The sequence below is a fragment of the Rhodococcus sp. JVH1 genome (assembly GCF_000280725.2).
GTDB lineage: Bacteria > Actinomycetota > Actinomycetes > Mycobacteriales > Mycobacteriaceae > Rhodococcus_F > Rhodococcus_F jostii_A.
Window position 1 is genome coordinate 1,331,799 of the sequence record NZ_CP166289.1, and the last position, 24,758, is coordinate 1,356,556.

General features: G+C 68.3%; 20 protein-coding genes. 13 read left to right on the plus strand and 7 right to left on the minus strand.

All coding sequences use genetic code 11. The features are described from left to right. Positions 1 to 15: 15 nt before the first annotated feature. The 5 genes from JVH1_RS06250 to JVH1_RS06270 all read left to right on the plus strand — a co-directional run bounded on the left by JVH1_RS06250 (position 16) and on the right by JVH1_RS06270 (position 10,462). Positions 16 to 1,128, plus strand: coding sequence for an ABC transporter ATP-binding protein (locus JVH1_RS06250; RefSeq protein WP_009479252.1), 1,113 nt, complete (start codon positions 16 to 18; stop codon positions 1,126 to 1,128). Continuing rightward, entirely contained in the window at positions 1,125 to 1,904 is a 780-nt protein-coding gene (locus JVH1_RS06255; RefSeq protein WP_009479251.1) for an ABC transporter permease, read from the plus strand. Before JVH1_RS06250 ends, JVH1_RS06255 begins: the two co-directional genes overlap by 4 nt. Positions 1,905 to 1,954: 50 nt before the next feature. Next, entirely contained in the window at positions 1,955 to 5,836 is a 3,882-nt protein-coding gene (locus JVH1_RS06260) for an ABC transporter ATP-binding protein (protein ID WP_009479250.1), read from the plus strand. Positions 5,837 to 5,947: 111 nt separating this feature from the next. Further along, a complete protein-coding gene (locus JVH1_RS06265) occupies positions 5,948 to 9,724 on the plus strand; it encodes a multifunctional oxoglutarate decarboxylase/oxoglutarate dehydrogenase thiamine pyrophosphate-binding subunit/dihydrolipoyllysine-residue succinyltransferase subunit (RefSeq protein ID WP_011598064.1) in 3,777 nt (1,258 codons plus the stop codon). Between the two features lie 21 nt (positions 9,725 to 9,745). After that, a complete protein-coding gene (locus JVH1_RS06270) occupies positions 9,746 to 10,462 on the plus strand; it encodes an AAA family ATPase (RefSeq protein ID WP_009479247.1) in 717 nt (238 codons plus the stop codon). 12 nt (positions 10,463 to 10,474) lie between these two features. On the opposite strand, the gene JVH1_RS06275 is transcribed toward JVH1_RS06270, so the two are convergent. Next, positions 10,475 to 11,188 carry a membrane protein gene (locus tag JVH1_RS06275; protein WP_009479246.1) on the minus strand — a complete coding sequence of 238 codons (714 nt, stop codon included), beginning with the start codon at positions 11,186 to 11,188 and terminating at the stop codon, positions 10,475 to 10,477. A 175-nt stretch (positions 11,189 to 11,363) separates the two neighbouring features. Further along, complete coding sequence (locus tag JVH1_RS06280; protein ID WP_009479245.1) at positions 11,364 to 12,002, minus strand: TetR/AcrR family transcriptional regulator; 639 nt, start codon at positions 12,000 to 12,002, stop codon at positions 11,364 to 11,366. A 70-nt stretch (positions 12,003 to 12,072) separates the two neighbouring features. Here JVH1_RS06280 and JVH1_RS06285 point away from each other — a divergent pair, with 70 nt between their 5' ends. From JVH1_RS06285 to JVH1_RS06295, 3 genes are read left to right on the plus strand one after another with little or no spacing between them, the layout of a single operon-like run. Continuing rightward, the gene (locus JVH1_RS06285) at positions 12,073 to 13,674 is read left to right on the plus strand and encodes an NAD(P)/FAD-dependent oxidoreductase (RefSeq protein ID WP_009479244.1); all 1,602 of its coding nucleotides are present in this window, start codon (positions 12,073 to 12,075) and stop codon (positions 13,672 to 13,674) included. Further along, the gene (locus JVH1_RS06290; protein WP_009479243.1) at positions 13,671 to 14,501 is read left to right on the plus strand and encodes an SDR family oxidoreductase; all 831 of its coding nucleotides are present in this window, start codon (positions 13,671 to 13,673) and stop codon (positions 14,499 to 14,501) included. Before JVH1_RS06285 ends, JVH1_RS06290 begins: the two co-directional genes overlap by 4 nt. 7 nt (positions 14,502 to 14,508) lie before the next feature. Next, positions 14,509 to 15,429, plus strand: coding sequence for an alpha/beta hydrolase (locus tag JVH1_RS06295; protein WP_009479242.1), 921 nt, complete (start codon positions 14,509 to 14,511; stop codon positions 15,427 to 15,429). On the opposite strand, the gene JVH1_RS06300 is transcribed toward JVH1_RS06295, so the two are convergent. Beyond that, a complete protein-coding gene (locus tag JVH1_RS06300) occupies positions 15,388 to 16,329 on the minus strand; it encodes an ABC transporter substrate-binding protein (protein ID WP_009479241.1) in 942 nt (313 codons plus the stop codon). The genes JVH1_RS06295 and JVH1_RS06300 overlap by 42 nt on opposite strands. A 143-nt stretch (positions 16,330 to 16,472) precedes the next feature. Between JVH1_RS06300 and JVH1_RS06305 the strand changes: the two genes are divergently transcribed. Genes JVH1_RS06305 through JVH1_RS06320 form a run of 4 tightly spaced genes read left to right on the plus strand, consistent with a single transcriptional unit; the run spans position 16,473 to position 20,019 of the window. Beyond that, positions 16,473 to 17,447, plus strand: a complete 975-nt coding sequence (locus tag JVH1_RS06305; protein ID WP_009479240.1) for an ABC transporter substrate-binding protein — start codon at positions 16,473 to 16,475, stop codon at positions 17,445 to 17,447. 10 nt (positions 17,448 to 17,457) lie between these two features. Next, the gene (locus tag JVH1_RS06310; RefSeq protein WP_009479239.1) at positions 17,458 to 18,615 is read left to right on the plus strand and encodes an ABC transporter ATP-binding protein; all 1,158 of its coding nucleotides are present in this window, start codon (positions 17,458 to 17,460) and stop codon (positions 18,613 to 18,615) included. Between the two features lie 4 nt (positions 18,616 to 18,619). Continuing rightward, the gene (locus JVH1_RS06315; RefSeq protein WP_005239327.1) at positions 18,620 to 19,318 is read left to right on the plus strand and encodes an ABC transporter permease; all 699 of its coding nucleotides are present in this window, start codon (positions 18,620 to 18,622) and stop codon (positions 19,316 to 19,318) included. Further along, a complete protein-coding gene (locus JVH1_RS06320; RefSeq protein WP_005253728.1) occupies positions 19,315 to 20,019 on the plus strand; it encodes an ABC transporter permease in 705 nt (234 codons plus the stop codon). Before JVH1_RS06315 ends, JVH1_RS06320 begins: the two co-directional genes overlap by 4 nt. Positions 20,020 to 20,101: 82 nt before the next feature. Here JVH1_RS06320 and JVH1_RS06325 read toward each other — a convergent pair whose 3' ends face one another. The 3 genes from JVH1_RS06325 to JVH1_RS06335 all read right to left on the minus strand — a co-directional run bounded on the left by JVH1_RS06325 (position 20,102) and on the right by JVH1_RS06335 (position 22,882). Beyond that, complete coding sequence (locus JVH1_RS06325) at positions 20,102 to 21,295, minus strand: NADP-dependent malic enzyme (protein WP_009479238.1); 1,194 nt, start codon at positions 21,293 to 21,295, stop codon at positions 20,102 to 20,104. A gap of 376 nt (positions 21,296 to 21,671) precedes the next feature. Continuing rightward, entirely contained in the window at positions 21,672 to 22,031 is a 360-nt protein-coding gene (locus JVH1_RS06330; RefSeq protein ID WP_009479237.1) for a hypothetical protein, read from the minus strand. Further along, on the minus strand, positions 22,028 to 22,882 hold the full coding sequence (locus JVH1_RS06335; protein ID WP_009479236.1) for a PHP domain-containing protein: 855 nt from the start codon (positions 22,880 to 22,882) through the stop codon (positions 22,028 to 22,030). The genes JVH1_RS06330 and JVH1_RS06335 overlap by 4 nt, the downstream gene beginning before the upstream one ends. A 147-nt stretch (positions 22,883 to 23,029) precedes the next feature. Here JVH1_RS06335 and corA point away from each other — a divergent pair, with 147 nt between their 5' ends. After that, the gene (gene corA, locus JVH1_RS06340) at positions 23,030 to 24,121 is read left to right on the plus strand and encodes a magnesium/cobalt transporter CorA (RefSeq protein WP_009479235.1); all 1,092 of its coding nucleotides are present in this window, start codon (positions 23,030 to 23,032) and stop codon (positions 24,119 to 24,121) included. Here corA and JVH1_RS06345 read toward each other — a convergent pair. Continuing rightward, a complete protein-coding gene (locus JVH1_RS06345; RefSeq protein WP_029539487.1) occupies positions 24,118 to 24,705 on the minus strand; it encodes a suppressor of fused domain protein in 588 nt (195 codons plus the stop codon). The two genes, corA and JVH1_RS06345, sit on opposite strands and share 4 nt — an antisense overlap. Between the last annotated feature and the right edge of the window lie 53 nt (positions 24,706 to 24,758).

Here is a 24,758-nt window from a genome sequence, read left to right on the forward strand (position 1 = left end):
GCAGGGGAGGACGGGTTGACCACAGCAATCCCGGGAAGTTTCACGGCGCCGATCGAGGTGCGGGGGCTGTCGAAACGCTTCAAGAACGTCGACGCCGTCACGGACCTCAGTTTCACCGTGCCGCAGGGATCGATCACCGGATTTCTCGGGCCCAACGGGTCCGGCAAGACCACGACACTGCGGATGATCCTCGGGCTCGTGAAGCCGACGTCCGGCAGCTCCACGGTCGCCGGTGTCCCGATTCGACTCCTCGTCGACCCCGCGCGCACGGTCGGCGCCGTCCTCGACTCGCAGAGCCTGCACCCCAACCGGACTGCGCTCGACCACCTGAAGGTGTACGCGTCCGCGATCGGGGTACCGGACGCACGCGCACTGCAGGTGCTCGCGCTCGTCGGGCTCGAGGACGTCGCCGGGCGCAAGGCGGGCGGCTTCTCTCTCGGCATGCGGCAGCGGCTGTCGCTGGCGACGGCGCTGCTGGGTGATCCGCGCATCCTGATCCTCGACGAACCGGCCAATGGACTCGACCCCGAGGGCATCGCCTGGCTGCGCGAGTTCCTCAAGGGCTTCGCCGCGTCCGGCAGGACCGTGCTGATCTCGAGCCACATCCTCCGCGAAGTGGAACAGACCGTCGACAATCTCGTCATCGTCAGCCGCGGCTCCCTCGTCTACCAGGGACGCATGGAGGAGCTGCGCAAGTCGCAGCAGAGCCGGCTGCTGGTCGCGTCCTCGAGCCCGCCCGCCCTGGCCACCGCCCTCGCCGCCAGGGGCATCGTCGATGCCCGCTCACTCGCCGACGGACGCCTCGCCGTCGTCGGCGCGTCCCTCGAACTCGTCGAGTCCGTGGCCGCGGACGCCGGGGTGACGATCTTCGGCGCCGTCGGCGACCACATCGACCTCGAGCAACTCTTCCTGTCGATGACCGCTGGTCAGTACGTGGCCGGAGCGAGCGCCGCGGCGCCCTCGGGCTACGGCCCGCCGCCGACGTACGCTCCCCAGCCCGGGTACGCACCTCCCGGGTACGCCCCGCAGCCGGGCTACGGTCCGCAACCCGGGTACGCCCCACCACCGGGCTACGGTCCGCCACCCGCACACCCCCAGCACGGTCCGATGTCCGGAGGTCCGCGATGACAGCGCTGCTCACCGCGGAATTCCGCAAGGTCACCACACTGCGGTTCTGGTGGATGCTCGGTCTGGCACCACTGATCGTCGGGATGTTCTCGAGCGCGATCACCCTGCCGGTGATGCGCGCGTTCACCGACGCGTTCGAAGCCGATCCGAGCGAGGCCAACCTCGCCGCCACCCTGTTCGGGCTGGCGGTGGCGGTCGCCCTCGTCGTCCTGTTCGCCGCGGTCTTCGGGGCGGTGAACGTGGGCACGGAATTCCGGTACAAGACGCTCACCACCACGTTCCTCACCGCCCGCGGCCGGGACGGGGTGATCGGCACCAAGCTCGCCGTCACCGCGGCCTTCGGCTTCTTCTACTGCCTCGTGGTGGAGGTGGTCAGCGTCGCCCTGCTGCTGACGTTCGGCGGGGACACCTTCGAACTGCGCGGATCCCTGTTCGCCATGCTCGGGGCGGCCCTGATCTGCGGGGCACTGTGGGCTCTCATCGGCGGCGGCGTGTCGATGCTCACCGGCTCGTCCGTCGGAAGCTGCATCGCCCTCGTGGTCTGGTACACCCTCGGCGAGATGATCCTCCGGTCGATCCTCAGCGGGATCGGCATCGGCTCCGTCGGAAGTGTCCTCCCCGTGTCCGCCACCCTCGGGACGGTCGCGAACGCGGCCGCGGGCAACGAGATCGACTGGCTGACGCTCTGGCCCACCGCTCCCCTCGCCCTGCTCGTGTGGACCGCGGTCTTCGTCGGCGGCGGCTGGGCGCTCACCCGGCAGCGCGACATCACCTGACGCCGCGCCGGGTGCCGCCCCTGTCGGTACCCGGCGCTAACGTGGATCCAGTGGCAAGTGAGAGTGCGTCCGGTTCGGTGATCGAACGGGAGCAGACGCTGGAGCAGGATCAGGCACGGCCGGGTTGGATTCGACGGCTGAGCGGTGAGTGCTGGGCGCACCGCCGCGTCGCACTCGGTGCCCTGTCCGTGACGGTCGTCGCCGCCGGGATCGATATCTCGTTCCCCCTCCTCACCAAGTACGCGGTCGATGCCGCGGGCTCGGGTAGCGCCACTCAGGTGATCGGCATCGCCGCCCTGCTCATCGCACTGCTCGCGTGCGTCCGCTTCGGCTGCCAGTACGGCCGCCGGATGCTCGCAGGCAAGCTGTCACTCGACGTCCAGCACGACCTGCGGCTCGGCCTGCTGGGCGCGCTGCAACGCCTCGACGGGCGGGGGCAGGATCAGATCCGCACCGGACAGGTGGTCTCGCGGTCCATCACCGACCTCCAGCTGGTGCAGGGCCTGCTCGCCATGGTCCCGTTGTCGGCGGGCGCGCTGCTCCAGTTCGTCCTCGCGCTCGGCATCATGGCCTGGCTGTCACCGCTGCTGACCGTCGTCGCGCTGGTGATCGTCCCCGCCGTGTGCCTCGTCGTCTACGCGATGCGCCCGAAACTGTTCGCGGCAACCTGGTCGGCGCAGCAACGGGCAGCCGACCTCGCGCAGCACGTCGAGGAGACCGTCACCGGTGTCCGCGTCGTCAAGGGGTTCGGCCAGGAGCGCCGGGCCGTCGACCAACTCGAAGACCACAGCCGGACGCTGTACGCCGAACGCCTGCGAGCCGCCCGGATCAATGCGCGCTTCGCGCCGACCATGGCGGCACTGCCCCAGCTCGGTCTCGTCGGCGTCATCGCGGTCGGCGGCTACCTCGCCCTGCACGGTTCCATCACGATCGGCACGTTCCTCGCCTTCGCCACGTACGTCGCCACGATGACCGCCGTCACCCGCACGCTGTCGTCGGTCGTGATCATGGCCCAGCTGTCCCGGGCCGCCGTCGAGCGCGTGTACGAGGTGATCGACGCCGAACCGGAGGTCGCGGACCCGCCGCATCCCACCGCACTGCCCGGCGGACCGCTGGGTGTGGACCTGCGGGCGGTCACGTTCGGATTCGAACCGGACCGGCACATTCTCCGCGGACTCGACCTGCGCATCGCGCCCGGCGAGACGGTCGCGGTGGTCGGCATGGCCGGCTCCGGCAAGACCGCCCTGTCGCTGCTGCTCCCCCGCTTCTACGCACCATCCGCGGGTTCCGTGTCCCTCACGTCGGCGGGCGAGTCGTTCGACGTCTCGCAGCTGAGCGCCGAGCAGTTGCGCGAAGCCGTCGGCCTCGTGTTCGACGAGCCGTTCCTCTTCTCCGACACCATCGCGGCCAACATCGCCCTCGGCAAGCCCGACGCCAGCGCCGAGGAGATCCGCGCCGCCGCCGACATGGCCGCCGCCGACGAGTTCGTCTCCGCGTTGCCGGACGGGTACGACACCGTGGTCGGCGAACGCGGTCTCACCCTCTCCGGCGGGCAGCGGCAGCGGATCGCGCTGGCACGCGCACTCCTCACCGACCCGAGGGTGCTGATCCTCGACGACGCGACCTCCGCCGTCGACGCCACCACCGAGGCGTCGATCTTCGCGGCGCTCCGGGCGAATCGCGGGCGGACGGCGCTGATCCTGGCGCATCGCCGCTCGACCCTGTCGCTGGCCGACCGCGTCGCCGTGCTCGACGGCGGACGGATCATCGATTCCGGCACGGTGGCCGAGCTCGACGAACGGTGCCCGCTCTTCCGCGCACTGTTCGCCTCCCCCGACACCGCGGGCCCCATCGACGTCAGCGTCCCCGCACCGAGCGAGCCGATGCCGTATCAGCGCATGCCGTCCGAGTCCGAGTTGTGGCCGGAGGACGTCGAGGAGTGGGACGTGCCCGGCTCGTCCGCCTCGTCCGGCCGCACCCCGGCGTCCGGTGCGGGCCCGGGCGGCGGCCGCACCGCCGGCGGACCGATGGCGGGAGCGCTGGGCAACGTGGCCGCGACCCCGGAACTTCGGGAGGCCGTGAACGCGCTTCCGCCCGCCGTCGAGAGCCCGGGCATCGACACCCGGGACCTGCGCCTGCCCGAGCCCGACTTCCGGCTGACGCGGATCCTGCGCCCGGTCCGAGCCCTGCTCGTCGCCGTCGTCGTCTGCCTCGCGCTCGACTCGCTCGCAGGGATCGCGTTCCCGTCGATCGTCCGGTTCGCGATCGACCGGGGTGTCGTCCCGCAGGACTCCGCAACCCTCTGGACGGCGGCCGGGGTCGGCGTCGCCCTCGTCGTCGCCGGCTGGCTCGTCGTCGCGCTGATGACGGTCCTCACCGCCCGGGCGGGTGAACGCGTGCTGTTCGGGCTGCGGGTGCGCAGTTACGCCCACCTGCAGCGGCTGGGACTCGACTACTACGAGCGCGAACTGTCCGGCCGCATCATGACCCGGATGACCACCGACGTCGACGCGCTGTCGTCGTTCATCCAGACCGGGATGTCCACCGCCGTGGTGAGTGTCCTGACCGTCCTCGGTATCTCCGTCGCCCTGGTCGCCACCGACGTCACGCTCGCGCTGGTGGCGCTCGCCGTCATCCCGCCGCTCGTCGTCGCGACGCTGATCTTCCGGCGGATCTCCTCGGTGGCGTACACGGTCTCGCGTGAGCGGATCTCGCTCGTCAACGCCGACTTCCAGGAGAACATCGCCGGGCTCCGCGCGGCCCAGGCGTACCGCCGCGAAGGGTTCGCCGCCCGGCGGTTCGCCGAGCGGGCCGACAGCTACCGGCGCAGCCGGATGCGGTCACAGCGGGCGATCTCGCTGTACTTCCCGTTCATCGCGTTCCTCTCCGACCTCGCTCTGGCCGCCGTGGTGTTCGTCGGCGCGCGCCAGGTCGCGGCAGGGGACACGACGACCGGGACACTCGTCGCCTTCGTGCTGTACCTCGGGCTGCTGTTCGGGCCCATCCAGCAGCTGTCGCAGGTGTTCGACGGGTACCAGCAGGCCAGTGTCGGTCTGCTCCGGATCGGGGACCTGCTCCGCACTCCCAGTTCCATCGAGCGGGCTACGTCGCGGGAAAACCTCCAGCCGATCGACGGGCACCTGCGCGGCGAGCTGTGCCTGCGCGACGTCGGGTTCCGCTATCAGGGCGCCGACAGCGACGCCCTGACCGACATCGACCTGCACATCCCCGCCGGCACCACCGTCGCCCTGGTCGGCCGGACCGGTGCGGGCAAGTCGACCATCGTGAAACTGCTCGCCCGCTTCTACGACCCGACGTCCGGCGCGGTGCTCGTCGACGACGTGGATCTCCGCCGGTACCCGCTCGGCGCGTACCGCGGACGCCTCGGCGTCGTCCCCCAGGAGGCGCACCTGTTCACCGGGACCGTCGCCACCAACATCGCGTACGGCCGCCCGGATGCGAGCCGCGAGGAGATCGAGGACGCTGCCCGCGCGGTCGGAGCGCTGGGCACGATCGCCGGACTGCGGGGTGGGATGCATCACCCCATCGGCGAGCGCGGGCAGGGATTGTCGGCGGGCCAGCGTCAGCTGATCGCGCTGGCCCGGGCCGAGCTGGTCGACCCCGATCTGCTGCTGCTCGACGAAGCGACCGCGACACTCGATCCGGCCACCGAGCAGGTAGTTCTCGAGGCGAGCAGCCGTGTGACCCGCACCCGGACGTCGGTGGTGGTGGCCCACCGGCTGGCCACCGCGGCCCGGGCAGATGTGATCCTCGTCATCGACAAGGGGCGCGTGGTCGAGACCGGATCGCACGCCACTCTGCGCTATGCCGGTGGCCACTATTCGGGACTGTGGGATGCGGCGGAGACCGGGTCGGGGAATAATCGCGGGGCGAGAACCGTCATCGATGGTGACCCCATCGGTTGGCCGTGAGACAGCTCACACGTGCAGGCCTGGCGATCTACACGTCACACGCGAGGGCTAGTCTCATGTATATAGGCGCTCTGATCGGGTACCGAAATAGAAACGAGGCGAACACCTGCCGTGAGCAGCAGCTCTACATCCCAGTTCGGACAGAACCAGTGGTTGGTTGACGAGATGTACCAGCGTTTCCAGGACGATCCGTCGTCCGTGGACGCGAGTTGGCACGAATTCCTGACGGATTACTCTCCCGACGCCGCCGCCAAGGCAGGCGCAGCCAACGGACACGGCACGAACGGCACCACCACCGCCGCACCTGCTGCCGCTCCCTCCGCCAAGGCGGCGACTCCCCCGGTTCCCGAGTCCGAGACCGCACCCAAGCCTCAGACCAAGACGGCCAACGGCGCCGCGCCCAAGGCTGCACCCAACGGTGCAGCTCCGAAGGCTGCTGCCCCGAAGACCGAGGCCCCCAAGAAGGCCGCACCCGCGAAGGAGACCGCGGCGACGGACGCGAAGGCGTCCGCTCCCGCTCCTGCAGTAGAAGAGTCGAAGGTTCTCCGCGGCGCAGCTGCTGCCGTCGCCAAGAACATGTCGGCCTCGCTGGCCATTCCGACCGCCACCAGCGTTCGCGCCATCCCTGCGAAGCTGATGTTCGACAACCGGATCGTCATCAACAACCACCTCGCCCGTACCCGCGGCGGCAAGATCTCGTTCACGCACCTGCTGGGTTACGCGATCGTGCAGGCGGTCAAGGCGTTCCCGAACATGAACCGGCACTTCGCCGAGATCGACGGCAAGCCCAACGCGGTCACCCCCGCACATACCAACCTCGGTCTGGCCATCGACCTGCCGGGCAAGGACGGCAGCCGGTCCCTCGTCGTCGCCGCGATCAAGAACACCGACACCCACAACTTCACGCAGTTCTACAGCGCCTACGAGGACATCGTCCGGCGCGCGCGTGACGGCAAGCTCACCGCCGAGGACTTCTCGGGTGTCACGATCTCGCTGACCAACCCCGGCGGCATCGGCACCGTGCACTCCGTGCCGCGTCTGATGAACGGCCAGGGCGCCATCATCGGTGCCGGCGCAATGGAGTACCCGGCCGAGTTCCAGGGCGCGAGCGACGAGCGTCTCGCCGAGATCGGCGTCGGCAAGCTCATGACGCTGACCTCGACGTACGACCACCGCATCATCCAGGGTGCCGAGTCCGGCGACTTCCTCCGGACCATCCACAACCTGCTGATCAGCGACGAGTTCTACGACGAGATCTTCCACGCGCTGCACATCCCGTACGAGCCGGTCCGCTGGCGCAAGGACGTGCCCGAAGGCGCCGTCGACAAGAACACCCGCGTTCTCGAGCTGATCGCCGCGTACCGCAACCGTGGCCACCTGATGGCCGACACGGATCCGCTGCAGTTCGTCAAGGACAAGTTCCGCAGCCACCCGGACCTGGACGTCCGCACGCACGACCTGACCCTGTGGGATCTCGACCGCGAGTTCAAGGTCGGCGGCTTCCACGGCCAGGAGAAGATGAAGCTGCGCGACGTGCTCAGCGTGCTGCGCGACGCGTACTGCCGCCACGTCGGTGTCGAGTACACGCACATCCTGGAGCCGGAGCAGCAGCAGTGGCTGCAGGACCGGGTCGAGGCGCACCACGTCAAGCCCACGGTCGCTCAGCAGAAGTACATCCTGAGCAAGCTCAACGCCGCCGAGGCGTTCGAGACGTTCCTGCAGACCAAGTACGTCGGGCAGAAGCGCTTCTCCCTCGAGGGCGCCGAGTCCGTCATCCCGATGATGGATGCCGTCATCGACCAGGCCGCCGAGCACCAGCTCGACGAGGTGGTCATCGGCATGCCGCACCGCGGTCGCCTCAACGTTCTCGCGAACATAGTCGGTAAGCCGTACTCGAAGATCTTCACGGAGTTCGAGGGCAACATGAACCCGGCGGCCGCCCACGGCTCCGGCGACGTGAAGTACCACCTCGGCGCCGAGGGCACGTACATCCAGATGTTCGGCGACAACGACATCACCGTGTCGCTGACGGCCAACCCGTCGCACCTCGAGGCGGTCGACCCGGTCCTCGAGGGCCTGGTCCGCGCGAAGCAGGACATCCTCGACAAGGGCGAGGACGGCTTCACCGTCCTGCCGCTCATGCTGCACGGCGACGCCGCGTTCGCCGGTCAGGGTGTCGTGGCCGAGACGCTGAACCTGGCACTGCTGCGCGGGTACCGCACCGGTGGCACCGTGCACATCGTGGTCAACAACCAGGTCGGTTTCACCACCGCCCCGGAGTACTCGCGTTCGTCCGAGTACTGCACCGATGTCGCGAAGATGATCGGCGCGCCGATCTTCCACGTGAACGGCGACGACCCCGAGGCCTGTGTCTGGGTCGCCCAGCTCGCTGTCGACTTCCGGGAGAAGTTCCAGAAGGACGTCGTCATCGACATGATCTGCTACCGCCGTCGCGGTCACAACGAGGGCGACGACCCGTCGATGACGCAGCCGGCGATGTACGACGTGATCGACACCAAGCGCAGCGTGCGTAAGAGCTACACCGAATCCCTGATCGGCCGCGGCGACATCTCGCTGAAGGAAGCCGAAGACGCACTCCGCGACTACCAGGGCCAGCTGGAACGGGTGTTCAACGAGGTTCGCGAACTCGAGAAGTACACGCCGGAGCCCAGTGAGTCGGTCGAACTCGACCAGGTGCTGCCCACGAAGTTGAAGACGTCCGTCGACGAGTCGGTGCTCGAGCGGATCGGCGACGCGTTCGTCAACGTGCCCGAGGGCTTCACGGTGCACCCGCGCGTCAAGCCGGTCATCGAGAAGCGCCGCGAAATGTCTCGCGAGGGCAAGATCGACTGGGCGTTCGCCGAGCTGCTCGCATTCGGTTCGCTGGTCGACCAGGGCAAGATGGTTCGCCTGTCCGGCCAGGATTCCAAGCGCGGCACGTTCACGCAGCGTCACTCGGTCCTCATCGACCGCAAGACGGGCGCCGAGTACACCCCGCTGCAGAACCTGGGCAGCGAGAACCCCGGCAAGTTCCTGGTCTACGACTCCGCACTCAGTGAGTTCGCCGCCGTCGGCTTCGAGTACGGCTACTCCGTGGGCAACCCGGACGCGCTCGTGCTGTGGGAGGCGCAGTTCGGTGACTTCGTCAACGGCGCGCAGTCGATCATCGACGAGTTCATCTCGTCCGGTGAGGCCAAGTGGGGTCAGTTGTCCGACGTCGTGCTGCTCCTGCCGCACGGCCACGAGGGTCAGGGTCCCGACCACACGTCCGGTCGTATCGAGCGCTTCCTGCAGTTGTGCGCCGAGGGTTCGATGACCGTGGCCGTGCCGTCCACCCCGGCCAGCTACTTCCACCTGCTGCGTCGTCATTCGCTCGACGGAATCCGCCGCCCGCTGGTCGTCTTCACACCGAAGTCGATGCTGCGGAACAAGGCCGCGGTCTCCGACGTCGAGGACTTCACCACCGGCAAGTTCCGCTCGGTGTTCGAGGAGCCCACGTACGAGACAGGCGACGCCGAACGCGACAAGGTGCGTCGTGTCCTCCTCGTCAGCGGCAAGCTGTACTGGGAGCTGCTGGCGAAGAAGCAGAAGGACAACCGCGAGGACATCGCGATCGTCCGCATCGAGCAGCTGTACCCGGTTCCGAGTCGTCGTCTCCGCGAGACGCTGGACCGCTACCCGAACGCCACCGAGTTCCGGTGGGTTCAGGAGGAGCCGGCCAACCAGGGTGCGTGGCCGTTCTTCGGTCTCGCTCTGCCCGAGTTGCTGCCCGACAAGCTGTCCGGGATCAAGCGCATCTCGCGTCGTTCGATGTCGGCACCGTCCTCGGGTTCGAGCAAGGTGCACGCTGTGGAACAGCAGGAGATCATCGATGAAGCCTTCGGCTGAAGCGTTCAGCTGAGCGTTTGATTGACTGATCTGCCACTGAGCCGGGTCGAGTTCACTCCACGGAGCGGATTCGACCCGGCTTCGTGGTATCTGGACCTGCCCGCGGTGGCGGAACTGTGCGACAACGGTCTGGCATTCGAGCGGCCGGTCACGGTGATCGTGGGTGAGAACGGTGTCGGGAAGTCGACGCTGGTCGAGTCGATCGCTGCGGCCTGGCAGGGTGGGTTCCACGGGGCGCAGGACCGAATGTGGTCGGCGGGTTCCAGCCCCGAGGACGCGGATCTCGGCACTCACCTCACGTGTGTCGGCGCCCGGCCGCAGCCGTATGGCGGGTGTTTCCTGCGTGCCGAGTCGATGCATTCGCTGTTCGGTGCGGCCGACGAGTCACGTCCCCGCGAGGACGATCCGTCGTTCAATCAGCTCTCGCACGGTCAGTCGTTCCTGCGGTACGTCGCCGACCGTCCGATCGGGGTGGGCCTGTGGATTCTGGACGAGCCGGAGGCCGCGCTGTCGTTCCAGTCCTGCCTGGCGCTGCTCGGGGTCATCGCGGATCTCGCCGAGGAGGGTTCGCAGGTGATCATGGCGACGCACTCTCCCCTGCTCGCCGCCGCGCCCGGCGCCGAGATCTGGGAACTCACCGACGAGGGCATCGACTACCCCGAGTGGAATCAGCTCGACCTCGTCCGCAACTGGCGGTCGTTCCTCGACGGACCCGACCGCTTCCTGCGGCATCTCTAGGCCGGCCGACCACTACCGCCCCGCCTCCGCCCGCGACCTCACGACCTGGACCGCGAGGGCGGTGGCGGTGGCGGCGAGGAGTCCGCCGAGGGCGGTGAGGGTGAGCGCGTCGGGGTGGATCAGCGGCTGACGGCGGAACGCCTGCCACGTGAGCACGGCGAGTGGCCCGGCGTCGGCGAACGCCAGCACGGCCGTCAGGGATGCTCGGGTTTTCTCGCTGCGGAGCCACGGAATCCGCGACGAGAGGACGCTCAGGACGAGGGTGCCGATCAGCATCACCTGCAGGCCGTGCAGTCCGACGAAGTGCGGGATGCGGAGGTCGCCGCCGGACGTGCTCCAGTTGGTCACCGGCAGTCCTGGATTCTCGTCGGTGACGCCGACGCTGTGCCGTGCGGCGAGTTCGACGACTCGGCCGCTCGCGTCGGTCGTGGTCTGCCGGCCCTGAAGTCCCATGAGGTACCCGAGTGCCATGCCGGCCACCGCCAGGAACATGCCCGCATGGATGGCGCGGGTGAGGGCACGATCCCCAACCCGCTGGAACAGCAGGATCAGGGCGATCACGAGGTTCGCGACGAACAGGCCGGGGACACCGGTCATGAACACGTATTGGCCGATCCTGTTGACGGCGTCGTCGGACGTGTTGAAGTGGCTGAACGTTCCGCGCGCGGCCTGCACGGCGATGAATCCGACGTCGATGATGCCGGTCACGGCGAACACCGTCGCCATGGCCCGCGACCATCACCGCCAGCGGCACCTGGCGGGACGCGACGATGCGGGAGCGGAGATCGAGGGTGGTCATGACGAGAACGCTGGAAACATCGCATGCGTCGTCACGTCACGCCGGGGAACGAAATCGGTGTCATCCGCGGGTACTACGGGTGTACCCCGAGCACTAGGGGTGTCAGGTGGTGGTGGCCGACATCAACGCGGCGGCGATCTCGGGTGCGGCGGCGATGGCGAGCGCGGGGAGGGCCTGGACGTTGAGTTCTATCAGTTCGTCGCGGGTCAGGTGTGGGTCGCGCAGCCAGGTGATGGTGACTTCCTCGACGTAGGCGATCCAGCCGCGGACGGCGAGTTCGACCGCCCGGGTGGGCTCGACACCGATCGCGGGCAGTTGTTCGAGGGTCCGTGCGGACATCACGGCCCGGGTCTCCTCGAAGACGGCGCGCATGTCGGGGTCGCCACTCGCCGTTCCCCGCAGGAGCGACACGTACGTGCCACGGTTCTCGCTGACGTAGTCGACGTACGACGCGAGGACCGAGCGCAGGATCTGCATCGGATCCCGCGCATCCCCGATGTAGGGGGCGGGGGCGGTGCGGGCGAGCATCTCGCTGCTGGTGTGCCGCACGATCTCGAGGTGGAAGTCGTGCTTGGACGCGAAGTAGTGGAACAGCAGTCCGCGGGAGACGCCCGCCTGGTCGGCGATGTCCTCGACGGAGATCTGCTCGAGCGGGCGCTGCGCCAGCATCTTCGCGCCGAGGTCGATCAGTTGCGCGCGCCGTTGTTCGGGGCTGAGACGGGTCCGCTTCACGACGTCCATGAGACAGGACTACTGAATGAAGGTCAATAGGCTATTGACTGCCCCTCAATAGCGCCCTATGGTTTCTTACATGAGTCTCCCCGTCACAGATACTTCCGCCCCACCCGCAGGTGTCCGGCACATCGACACGCTGATCATCGGCAGCGGGTTCGCCGGCCTCGGCGCGGCGATCAAGCTGACCCAGGCAGGCAAGACCGATTTTCTCGTGCTCGAACGCGGGTCCGACGTCGGCGGTACCTGGCGAGACAACACGTACCCGGGCGCGGCGTGCGACGTTCCCTCGCATCTGTACTCCTACTCGTTCGCGCTGAACCCGGAGTGGACCCGGTCGTTCTCGACGCAGCCCGAGATCCAGAAGTACATCCAGTCGGTGGCCGACAAGTACAAGGTGCGCGACAAGCACCTCTTCGGGTGTGACGTGCAGTCCGCCCACTGGAACGAGTCGACCACCCGCTGGGAGGTCACCACCACGAAGGGGAACTTCGTCGCCAAGGTCCTCGTCTCCGCGGTCGGCGCACTGTGCGAGCCGTCCCTCCCCGACATCAAGGGCATCGAAGGCTTCGAGGGCGAGATCTTTCACTCCGCCCGCTGGAACCACGACGCCGACCTGACGGGCAAGCGCGTCGCCGTCATCGGCACCGGCGCCTCGGCCATCCAGATCGTGCCCGCCATCGGCAAGAAGGTGTCGCACCTCGACGTGTACCAGCGCACGGCGCCGTGGATCCTGCCCCGGGCGGACCGCGAGTACACGAAGCTCGAGCACACCGCGTTCAAGTATCTCCCCGGCTTCCAGAAGCTGTGCCGCACCGGCATCTACTGGATGCGCGAGAGCCAGGTCGTCGGACTCGCGAAGGCCCCCGTCTTCATGAAGCCGCTGCAGTTCGCGGCCGAGCGCCACCTGCGCCGCCAGATCAAGGACAAGGCTCTACGCAAGAAGGTCACGCCGAACTTCCAGATCGGCTGCAAGCGGATGCTGATCTCGAACAACTACTACCCCACCCTCGCGCAGGACAACGTCGACCTGGTGACCGACGGCATCGCCGAGGTCACGGCCGACTCGGTGGTCTCGAAGGACGGCACCGTCCGCGAGGTCGATGCCATCGTCGTCGCCACCGGCTTCCACGTCACCGACTCCCCCACGTTCGAGGGCATCTTCGGCAAGGACGGCCGCTCGCTCGCCGACGTCTTCGACGAAGGCGGACAGCAGGGCTACAAGGGCGCCGCGATCGCGAACTTCCCCAACATGTTCTTCCTGGTGGGCCCGAACACGGGTCTGGGCCACACCTCGATGGTCTTCATGATCGAGTCGCAGCTCAACTACCTCGTCGACGCCCTGCAGACGCTCGACAAGTACGACATCGGCAAGATCGAGGTCCGCCAGGACGCCCAGGACCGCTACAACGCCGAACTCCAGGAGAAGCTGTCGCACAGCGTCTGGAACAACGGTGGGTGCGCGAGTTGGTACCTCGACAAGCACGGCAACAACACCACGCTGTGGCCGGGCTTCACGTTCCAGTTCCGGAACGAGACGAAGCGCTTCGACCTCACCGCGTACGACAGCGTGGCCACCGCCGATCTACCTGCACCCGTGCACGTGAACGGCAAGACCCCCGGCCCCGCCGCCATCCCGGCACAGATCGACCTCGACGACGACAAGGTGACAGCACAGTGAGCGAGTTCGCAGGCAAGGTAGTCGTGATCACCGGAGCCGGTTCCGGTATCGGCAGGGCACTCGCCCTCAACCTGGCGGGCCGGGGTGCCAGGCTGGCGATCTCGGACATGGACACGGTCGGGCTCGCCGAGACGGCACGCCAGGCCGAGGCGCTGGGAGCCGAGGTCAAGGCCGATCACCTGGACGTCACCCAGCGCGAGGCGGTGCTCGCGTACGCCGACGAGGTGCGGGCGCACTTCGGCAAGATCAACCAGGTGTACAACAACGCCGGCATCGCCTACCACGGTGAGTTCGAGAAGTCCGAGTTCAAGGACATCGAGAGGATCATGGACGTGGACTTCTGGGGAGTCGTCAACGGCACCAAGGCCTTCCTGCCGCATCTCATCGCGTCGGGCGACGGCCACGTCGTGAACGTCTCGAGCCTCTTCGGTCTACTGTCCATGCCGGGTCAGAGCGCGTACAACTCGGCGAAGTTCGCGGTGCGCGGTTTCACCGAGTCGCTGCGCCAGGAGATGCTGATCGCCAAGCACCCCGTGAAGGTGACGTGTGTGCACCCCGGTGGCATCAAGACGGCCATTGCCCGCAACGCCACCGCGGGACCGGGTGAGGACCTCGACACGTTCGCGAAGTTCTTCGACCAGAAGCTTGCACGCACCACGCCGGAGGCGGCTGCCGAGACCATCGTGAACGGTGTCCGCAAGAGCAAGCCGCGCGTCCTGATCGGTGCCGACGCCAAGTTCCTCGACGCCTGGGTGCGGCTCGTCGGACCCAGCTACCAGCGTGTGGTCGCCCTCGTCGCCGGACGAGTCCTCCCGAAGTCGAACTGAGGTACCGATGAGCTTCCACCTGCCGCTGCCGGTCGTCGCGACGGCCCTCCGGCCGTTCTACCGGCTCAGCCTCAACGCCCGGCTTCCGTACACCGTGCAGCGGGCGCTCCTCGACCTCGGCGCTCCATTGCAGCGGGTGCCCGCAGGTGCCGTCGTCCGCCCGACCTCGCTGGCCGGGCGGCCGGCGGAGCGAATCACGTTGGGACCCACCGAACGCCGGACCGCGGTGCTCTATCTGCACGGCGGGGCGTACACGATCGGTTCGCTCGCCACGCACCGTTCGCTGGCCGCTCACATCGCCAGGGAATCCGGCAGCGTCGTCTACACCCTCGACTACCGGCTGGCCCCGGAGCATCCGTTCCCGGCCGGGCTCGAGGACGCGGTCGCGGCATACATGGAGCTGAACACCGAACACGGTTACGAGACAGAGCAACTCGCCATCGCCGGCGATTCGGCGGGCGGTGGCCTCGCGGTCGCCACGGCGCGCCGCCTGATCGACCGGCACGGTGTGACTCCGGCCGCGTTGGCGCTGATCGCTCCGTGGGTCGATCCCGGCAGGCGCGACACGTCCCGCGACCGGGATCTCGTGCTCAACACGGCGTGGTCGTTCGACGCCGCCGAGAAGTACCTGGGCAACGGGGACGCGCACGATCCGGGTTACGCACCGCTGCACGGAAATCTGGCGGGACTGCCGCCGACGCTGATCCACGTCGGGGTGGACGAGGTGCTCTACCCGCAGATCATGGAGTTCGTCGACAAGCTGAACGAGTCGGACGTGGACGTCACACTCACCGAGTACGCCCGGCTGTGGCACGTCGCCCACCTGCAGGCGTCCCTGGTCCGCGAGGCCGCGGATGCGGTCGCCGAACTCGGGGCGTTCCTGGATTCACAGATGAGCGTCGAACCACACCCGCGCCACGTCGGCTGAATCGGCACCACCGCGGACCTGGCCGATCATGTCGGCCAGGTCCGCGGTCGTCAACTCACCCGCCACGACGTTCAGTGCCTTCAGCTGGGCTTCGGTGAGAGTTCCGATCCGGAACAGCGGCACCACGTTCTGTGCGGTGAACACGTGCTCGTCGTCCGCCAGCAGCACCAGATCTGCGTCCGAGACGTCCGGTGACGCGGTGGTCACCCCGGCCACCCGCACGGCTCCGTCCGTCGATGCCGGGGCGGCGAGTTCGCCGACGACGGCCGCGTCGTCGGCCACTGTCCGGGTCTGCGCGAACGTGCAGCCGGTGAGGTCGGGAAGCGCGTCGGCCTCGAACGCCGGGGCGAGCACGGCCGTACTTCTACTGCACGAGGGAGCGAGTTCGTCCAGGGTGGTGAGATCCAGCTGCCCCGACGTCTGCGAGGTCACGGCCAGCGCCGACCTGTCCTCGGCGGCCGCGTAGTCGGAGATCGAAAGCCCCTGCGGCAGAGCCTTGCTCAACGCCTCGAACACATCGTCCTGTTCCGTCTCCGTCGATTCGGGGTCGTAGTAGCGCAGCAACCGGCCCGTGAACTCCGGCACCAGCGTGACGTTTCCGGCATCGAGCTGTCCGAGGTACGCGGTCCGGTCACCGAGTCCCCCGTCGGTGGTGACCGGCGCCCCGGTCGAACGCAGGGCACCCGCGTAGATTTCGGCCAGGATCCGGCTCTCCGCTCCGTCACCCGCACCCACCACGATCTCGCCCCGCCCCTGCGCCGCGGAACCGTCGAGGGTCGTGTCACCGCCTGCGCATCCCGACGCCGCCCCCGCGACCAGTAGCAGCGCGGACGCGGCGATCAGTGCCCGGGACCACGCCGCTGGGCGCCCGGCCGATCCGTCTGTGCGTGTATGTGCCACGTCGCGCCTTTCGTTTACCTCGAGCTGGTCGAAAACCGTGCTCTGTCCGCCCCTATCGTTACACTGGCCAACCGATGGCGCGGACACGCGTCCACCGGTTCCCGTCGGCAGGCCCGGCGCCGGTGACAACGGGAAGGACGCTCATGCGCACCTCACGAATTCTGTCGGGCTTCACCCGCCGCTCCGTTGGCAGCATCGCTCTCGCGACGGTCGCCGTCGTGTCGCTCGCGGCGTGCGGTGGCGGCGGATCCGACCCCCTGTCCGCCGGCGGCGAGGGATCGGGTGACGACCCCAACACGATCATCGTGGGATCCGCGAACTTCCCCGAATCGGAGACGGTCGCGAACATCTACACCGAGGTGCTCCGCGCCAACGGGTTCGACGTGACGACGAAGTTCAACATCGGCAGCCGTGAGGCCTACATTCCCGCGCTGAAGGACGGGTCGATCGACGTCATCCCCGATTACACGGGCAACCTGCTGCAGTACCTCGACCCGGATTCGACGGCCACGAGCGCTGCCGACGTGGATGCCGCGCTGCCTGCCGCGCTGGGCTCGGAACTGACGATCACCACACCGGCCCCGGCCGAGGACAAGGACGCCGTCGTCGTCACGAAGGAGACGGCGCAGCGCTGGAATCTCACCTCCATCGCGGATCTCGCGGCGCACTCGAACGAGGTGAAGTTCGGTGCGCCCGCCGAATTCCAGGAACGTCCCGGTGGCCTCCCCGGCCTGAAGGCCAAGTACGGCCTCGACATCACGGCCGACAACTTCGTCCCGATCGCCGACGGCGGCGGTCCCGCCACGGTGGACGCCCTCGCATCGGGACAGATCACGGCCGCCGACATCTTCACGACGTCCCCGGCGATCGCGCAGAACGGTTTCGTGGTGCTCGCGGATCCGCAGAACAACTTCGCGGCGCAGAACGTCGTGCCGGTGGTGCGCGCCACCAAGTCCTCCGACAAGCTGACCCGGGCGCTCGACGCACTGTCGGCGAAGCTGACCACCGAAGAGCTTGTCGCGCTCAACGATTCCGTGTCGGGTGACGCGAAAACCGAGCCGGCCGCGGCCGCCAAGCAGTGGGTGACGGACCAGGGGCTCGACAAGCCGGTCTCGTGAGGAGCCTGCCGTGATCACATTCTCGGGAGTCACCAAGCAGTACCCGGACGGCACGACGGCGGTCGACAACCTCGGCCTGGAGATCGACGCCGAATCGTTCACCGTCTTCGTCGGGCCGTCCGGCTGCGGCAAGACCACGTCGATGCGGATGATCAACCGGATGATCACCCCGACCGCGGGAACGATCACGGTCGACGGCCGCGACATCGCCCAGACCGACGCGGTGAAGCTCCGACTCGGCATCGGCTACGTCATCCAGAGCGCGGGACTGCTGCCGCACCGCACGGTGGTCGACAACGTCGCGACCGTGCCGGTGCTGCGCGGCGACTCACGACGCAACGCCCGCAAGGCCGCGTTGGCGGTGCTCGAACGCGTCGGACTCGACCCGGCGCTGGCGTCCCGCTATCCCGGGCAACTGTCCGGCGGGCAGCAGCAACGCGTTGGGGTCGCGCGGGCGCTGGCCGCCGACCCGCCGATCCTGCTGATGGACGAGCCGTTCAGCGCGGTCGATCCCGTTGTCCGCGAAGACCTGCAGGCCGAGATGCAGCGCCTGCAGGCCGAGATGCGCAAGACGATCGTGTTCGTCACCCACGACATCGACGAGGCCGTCAAACTCGGCGACCGAGTGGCCGTCTTCGGGCCGGGTGGCCGGTTGCAGCAGTACGACGCGCCCGACACGGTGCTGTCCGCGCCGGCCACCGATTTCGTCGCCTCGTTCGTGGGACGCGACCGCGGGTACCGCGGACTGTCGTTCCGGACGGCAGATCAGGTTCCGCTGCACACCATCCGGACGGCGACCGAGAAGGAGTTGTCCGGGCTCCGGCTCGAACAGGGTGAATGGGTCCTGGTCGTCACGGACGCGGGCGTTCCGCGGGGGTGGATCGATGTCACCGGCGTCGAGGGGGCGCGGGCCGGACGGCCCGTCTCCGAGTGCACGGCGGCGGGCGGGTCACTCTTCTCCCCCGGTGCCGACCTGCGGCAGGCCCTGGACGCGGCCATCTCCTCACCGTCGGGCATCGGAGTGGCCGTCGACGCCGACGGCGCGGTCACCGGCGGTATCCTCGGCTCCGAGGTGATCGCGAAGCTGGCCGAGCAGCGGGCAGCCGAGGATCGCGCGAGGGGTGAGCACTACTTCACTGCCCAACCGGCAACCCCGGACGGGCCGTGATCCCATGCGATGGCTCATCGACAATTTCTCGGTCGTCGTCGACCTGACGAAGACCCATCTCTATCTCGCACTGGTTCCGCTGCTGATCGGGTTACTCATCGCGGTCCCGGTCGGGACCGCGATCCGGGGTGCGTCCTGGCTGCGGAAGATCACGCTGATCGTCGCGGGTATCGCGTTCACGATCCCGTCGCTGGCGTTGTTCGTGACGATCCCCTCCGTCGTCGGACTGCAGATCCTGGACCCGCTCAATGTGGTGATCGCGCTGACGATCTACTCCACTGCCCTGCTCATCCGCGCCGTGCCCGAGGCCCTCGACTCCGTTCCCGCCGACGTCGTCGACTCCGCCACCGCGATGGGTTTCACCCGGCTCCGCCGGGCCCTGACCGTCGAATTGCCCCTCGCGCTACCCGTTCTCGTCGCGAACGTGCGAGTGGTGGCGGTGACCAACATCTCACTGGTGTCGGTGGGTTCGCTGATCGGGATCGGCGGTCTCGGCACGCTGTTCACCCAGGGCTACCAGCGAGACTATCCGGACCAGATTCTCGCCGGGATCATCGCGATCGTCGTTCTGGCCCTCGCGTTCGACCTGCTGCTGTTCCTGGTCGGCCGGGCACTGACACCGTGGACCCGGCAGCAGAAGGTCCGGCGCACGCCGCTGGTCGCGGGACAGTCGGCGGCCCCGGCCGCAGGGGAGGCTTCGTGAACATCTTCGGCGGCGCATGGGAGTACATCGTCGATCCGGGAAACTGGTCGGGCAGCACCGGAATCGGCGCCCGCATCCTCGAACACCTCTGGTACAGCTTCCTGGCGGTCGCACTGTCCGCCGTGGTCGCGGTGCCGATCGGACTGATCATCGGGCATCTGCGCAAGGGTGACGTGGTCGTGGTCGGTCTCGTCAACGCGCTCCGGTCGCTGCCGACACTGGGTCTGCTGACGTTCCTGGTGCTGCTGCTCGGACTGGGTCTCATCCCGCCGATCCTCGCCCTGGTGATCCTCGGAATCCCGCCGGTACTCGCGGGCACGTACGCGGGTGTCGCGAACGTCGACCGGACGGTCGTGGACGCCGCCCGCGCGATGGGAATGACCGAGTGGCAGGTCCTCACACGTGTCGAGGCCCCGAATGCGCTGCCGCTCATGCTCGGCGGGCTGCGCAACGCCACCCTGCAGATCATCGCGACCGCAACGGTTGCTGCGTACGTCAACCTCGGCGGCCTGGGCCGCTACATCTTCGACGGATTGGCCCTGCGCCAGTACGACAGGGTGCTCGTCGGTGCGCTGCTCGTGACGATCCTCGCACTGGTCGTGGACGGCCTGCTCGCGCTGGCGGTGTGGGCGTCCGTTCCCGGAACCGGCCGCCTGCGCCGCAACCCGAGCGCCGAACAGATCGCCGAACGCGCGTCGTAGCGAACACGTCACCCAACGGCAAACACCCCGACACCGGAACCGTGGGTGCGGGTTCTGGATCGGGGTGCTCGACGGATTCTCGCTAGTCGGTGACGCCTTCTGCACGGGCAGCGGCGGCGACTGCCTCCGCGACAGCGGGGGCGACGCGAGGATCGAGCGGGCTGGGAACGATCTTGTCTACAGCCAACTCGTCACCGACGACCGAGAGGATTGCCTCGGCGGCGGCGAGCTTCATACCTTCGGTGATCCGGCGGGCACCGGCATCGAGCGCACCACGGAACACACCGGGGAAGGCCAGCACATTGTTGATCTGATTCGGGAAATCCGAGCGTCCGGTCGCCACGATCGCCGCATGCTTACGGGCGACGTCCGGGTGGATCTCCGGGTCCGGGTTCGACAACGCGAACACGATCGAGCCCTCCGCCATCGTCGCGATCAGCTCCTCCGGCACCGTGCCGGCGGACACCCCGAGGAACACATCCGCCCCGTCGAGGGCTTCGACGATGCCGCCGCGGCGGCCGGCCGGGTTGGTGCGTGCGGCCAGATCCACCTTGACCTCGTTCAGGTCCTGCCGATCCTTGGAGACGATGCCCTTCGAGTCGAGCACCGTCACATCGGCGATCCCGGCGGCGAGCAGGATGTTCGCGCAGGCCACACCGGCGGCGCCGGCACCGGAGATGACCACCCGCAGCTGGTGGATGTCGCGGTCCTGGACCTTGACCGCACCCTTGAGGGCGGCCAGGACGACGATGGCGGTGCCGTGCTGGTCGTCGTGCATGACCGGGCAGTCCAGGGCCTCGATGACCCGCTTTTCGATCTCGAAGCAGCGCGGCGCGGAGATGTCCTCCAAGTTGACCGCACCGAAGCTCGGGCGCAGCCGGATCAGGGTTTCGACGATCTCGTCGGGGTCCTTGGTGTCGAGGACCAGCGGGATCGAGTTCAGGCCCGCGAAGTTCTTGAACAGGGCGGACTTGCCCTCCATTACGGGAAGGGAGGCGCGGGGGCCGATGTCGCCGAGGCCGAGTACCGCGGAGCCGTCGGAGACGACGACCACCAGGCGGCTGGTCCAGGTGTAGCGGTCGGCGAGGGTTTCGTCGGCGGCGATGGCGCGGGAGACCTGCGCGACGCCGGGCGTGTAGGCGATGGACAGGGCGCGCTGCGTATCGAGGGCGGTCGTGGTCTCAACCGAGAGCTTTCCCCCGATGTGGCCGGCGAAGATCTCCTCGTCGGTCAGCTCGACCTTCTGCGGTGTGGTGGGTTCGGACACGATGGACACGATGACACTCCTGCTAAGTCCAGGCTCACTCGGGGCCGGGTTACTGAGAAGTAACCGTAAGGATCGGCGCTGATCCTCACAGTTACTCCACGAACGACAACTGAGGGTGAAGCTTCCGGGGTGCGCGATCACGATGGCCGCAGAACGTCCGAAGCGTCATGGCACGGGCGGGTGAGCCCTGGCAACACTGCCATAAACCCCCGCCGAAGGGCGGTGGCGCCGACGTCGGAGTGGTGCTAAGTCTGGCACGAATATCGATGCACAATCAAATTGCCACGACAGTCAGATGTCTCACGTTTTCTGGCCTCTACCTGTGAGAATAAGTTACCGATGGGTCACTGTGAGAGCCGGTTTCACATAACGCGCCGAGCGTCCGTCAACCCCACCACTGGGTAGCCAGCAGAAGCGCCGCCGCCGCGAGGACGGCGACGGATGCGACCACGGCGACGAGACCGTCGCGGCGGTCCGCAATCCGCTGCGCCACGATCACGAACACGGACGCGACCACGTGCGCGGTGATGGAGATCGCCCCCGGGCCGGGGAAGCCCCGGCCGCCGCCCACGTAGGCGGAGCCGATCACGACGAGGCAGAGGATCACCACCCCGGCGGCGACGGCCCCGCTGAGGGCGCGCAGCGCGCGGACGACGAGAGGGCTGCGACGCGGTTCGGTGGCCGTCACCGTCCTCGGGAGGGTGGGACCGTAGGGGTCGTACCGCTCGAACTCGTGCGTGTTCATGCCGAGACCACCTGTACGCCGGATGCTTTCGAGACGAGGGTGTCGAATTCGTCGGCGTCCGTCGTGAACTCGCCGAGCCGGATGGCCTTGTTCGTGCCGTGGTAATCGGAGGAGCCGGTGACGACCAGACCGAGCTCGTCGGCCAGTTCCTGCAGTACCCGAGCGTCGTCCGACGAGTGGTCGGGGTGGTGCACCTCGAGCCCGTGCAAACCCGCTCCCGCCAGGTCGCGGACATGATCGAGCGACAGCAGCCGCCCCCTCGTGCGGGCCCGTCCGTGGGCGAGGATGCTCACTCCCCCGGCCTCCGCCACCAGTTGTACGGCGTCGTCGAGGGGCGTATCGGACTTGTCGACGAAGTACCGGCCGCGGGGGGCCAGCAGATCCACGAACGCCTCACCGACGCTGCCGACCACTCCGGCGCGCATCAGGGCCCTCGCCAGGTGCGGGCGTCCCGCCGCGGGTCCCGCTTCCGCGAGCACCTCGTCGGCGTCGATGGGCAGACCGTCCTCCATCATCAACTCCGCCATGGCGCGGATCCGCACGATCCGCTCGGTCCGCAACCGTTCCCGCTCGCGTGCGAACGCCGCGTGCGCGGGATCGAACAGGTAGGCGAGGAGATGCACCGCAACCGGACGTCCGTCCTCACCTCGCCCCTCGCAGGACATCTCCATGCCCCGCACGAGCGCGAGCCCCGCAGGCAACGCCGCGACCGCTTCGGCCCACCCCGCGGTCGTGTCGTGATCGGTGATCGCCACGATGTCGAGTCCTGCTGCCCCCGCGGCACGCACCAGGTCCGCCGGGCTGTCGGTTCCGTCGGAGGCCGTCGAATGGGTGTGGAGATCGATGAGCACCAGACCAGTCTGTCAGGTGTCGCGGCACGGGGTCCGAGCGTGCGGCCCGGAAGCCTGGCGTGTCGGGCGACGCCGCCGGTCCGGAGCGGGTGCTGACGTACGATTCACCAGCAGCGTTTCCGACTCGACGGTGAAAGGGAGGGCCCCGTGCCGTCTGTGCCCTCGCTCCCCAAGCGTGGCAGCGACAAGGATCAGCGCAACGGAGGCAAGGACCCGGGCCCCAGGATCCGCATCCCGACCGCGCGCGCCATCGTGGACTGCGGCGTGTACGTCGACGGCACGAGGCTCCCCGGAAAGTACACGCACCAGGCCGCGATGGCCGAGGTCCGCAAGCGGGGCCGAGGGTTCGTGTGGGTCGGGTTGCTCGCCCCCGACGAGGGGCAGATGGAGAGCGTGGCCGAGACGTTCGGGCTGCACGAGTTGATGGTCGAGGACGCCGTCCACGCCCACCAGCGGCCGAAGCTGGAACGCTACGACGACGTGTTGTTCCTGGTGCTGCGGACGGTCAACTATGTGCCTCACGAATCGGTGGCGACGGCCAGCGAGATCGTGGAGACCGGCGAGATCATGGTGTTCGTGGGCGCCGACTTCGTCATCACCGTCCGGCACGGTGACCATTCCCCGCTCGCGAACGTCCGGCATGCGCTGGAGGCGAACCAGGAGCGGCTCGCCCTGGGCCCGTACGCGGTGCTGCACGCGGTCGCGGACCACGTGGTGGACACCTACCTCGAAGTCACCCAGGCCATCGAAGAGGACGTCGACGGCATGGAGGAGGCGGTGTTCAGCCCGCGCAGCAGCGTGGCGGTCGAACACATCTACCTCCTCAAGCGCGAGATCGTCGAACTCCGCAAATCGGTGAACCCGCTGTCCAATCCGCTGCTGCGGCTGACGCGGGCACCGGGCAATCCGGTGCCGAAGGAGATCCGCCGCTACTTCCGCGACGTCCTCGACCACCACACCACCGTCGCCGAGCGGATCGCCGAATACGACGAGGTCCTCAGCTCACTCGTCGACGCCGCCCTCGCCAAGATCGCCGTGCAGCAGAACACCGACATGCGCAAGATCTCGGCGTGGGTGGCCATCGCGGCCGTGCCGACGATGATCGCGGGCATCTACGGCATGAACTTCGACAACATGCCCGAATTGCATTGGCAGTACGGCTATCACGGCGTGGTGTTCGTGATCGCGTCGGTGACGGTGGCCCTGTTCGTCACGTTCCGCCGGAACCACTGGCTCTAGAGGGACGCGGCACCGCGGTTCGGATCGCGGACGTCGATGCCCGCCTCCGTCCAGGCGTCGCGCAGTGCGCCGGCGCCGCGCAGCCGGACCCACGCCGCTTCGGTGCCGGTGAGCGGCACGACAGCGAGGAACCGGACGGCCTCCGCGGGCTCGGGCAGCGGGAGGTCCGGGACGGTCGATTCACCGAGTAGCACGGCGGTGAACGGTGCGTCCTTCCACAGCGGCTCACCCAGGTCGAGCAGCGCGTCCTCGACGAGAACTACCCCTTCCACCGACGGCGCCGCCGCCAGGACCGCGAGGGTCCGCGCCACTCCCGATGCCACCCCGGCCCCGCCGCGCAGGGTGAGGATCAGTTCGGCGCGGGGGCCACGGAGCGGGTCGGCCACCAGTTCGCCGGGGTCGCCCATCGGGTGCCGGGAGCACCCCAGGGTCACGTAGCGCACCAGTCCCGCGTCGTCGGGCGCGAACCGCAGCACGTCCAGCGGCTCGACGCCCAGGAACGTCACCGATGCCGCAGTCGGCTCCGGGCCCCCGATCTGCCCCAGCAGGTGCGCGCGAACGGAGGCCACAACGCTGTCAGTCACCCCGCAATCAAACCACCGAAGCCGCTCACCCGTCCTCCGGCCTCGCGAGCCGG

What these genes read in the sequence shown, in the direction of transcription:
- JVH1_RS06255 (WP_009479251.1), top strand. Translation starts at nt 1,125, where the DNA reads ATGACAGCGCTGCTCACCGCGGAATTCCGCAAGGTCACCACACTGCGG.
- JVH1_RS06275 (WP_009479246.1), bottom strand. Translation starts at nt 11,188, where the DNA reads ATGGCGACGGTGTTCGCCGTGACCGGCATCATCGACGTCGGATTCATC.
- JVH1_RS06280 (WP_009479245.1), bottom strand. Translation starts at nt 12,002, where the DNA reads ATGGACGTCGTGAAGCGGACCCGTCTCAGCCCCGAACAACGGCGCGCG.
- JVH1_RS06285 (WP_009479244.1), top strand. Translation starts at nt 12,073, where the DNA reads ATGAGTCTCCCCGTCACAGATACTTCCGCCCCACCCGCAGGTGTCCGG.
- JVH1_RS06295 (WP_009479242.1), top strand. Translation starts at nt 14,509, where the DNA reads ATGAGCTTCCACCTGCCGCTGCCGGTCGTCGCGACGGCCCTCCGGCCG.
- JVH1_RS06305 (WP_009479240.1), top strand. Translation starts at nt 16,473, where the DNA reads ATGCGCACCTCACGAATTCTGTCGGGCTTCACCCGCCGCTCCGTTGGC.
- JVH1_RS06315 (WP_005239327.1), top strand. Translation starts at nt 18,620, where the DNA reads ATGCGATGGCTCATCGACAATTTCTCGGTCGTCGTCGACCTGACGAAG.
- JVH1_RS06330 (WP_009479237.1), bottom strand. Translation starts at nt 22,031, where the DNA reads ATGAACACGCACGAGTTCGAGCGGTACGACCCCTACGGTCCCACCCTC.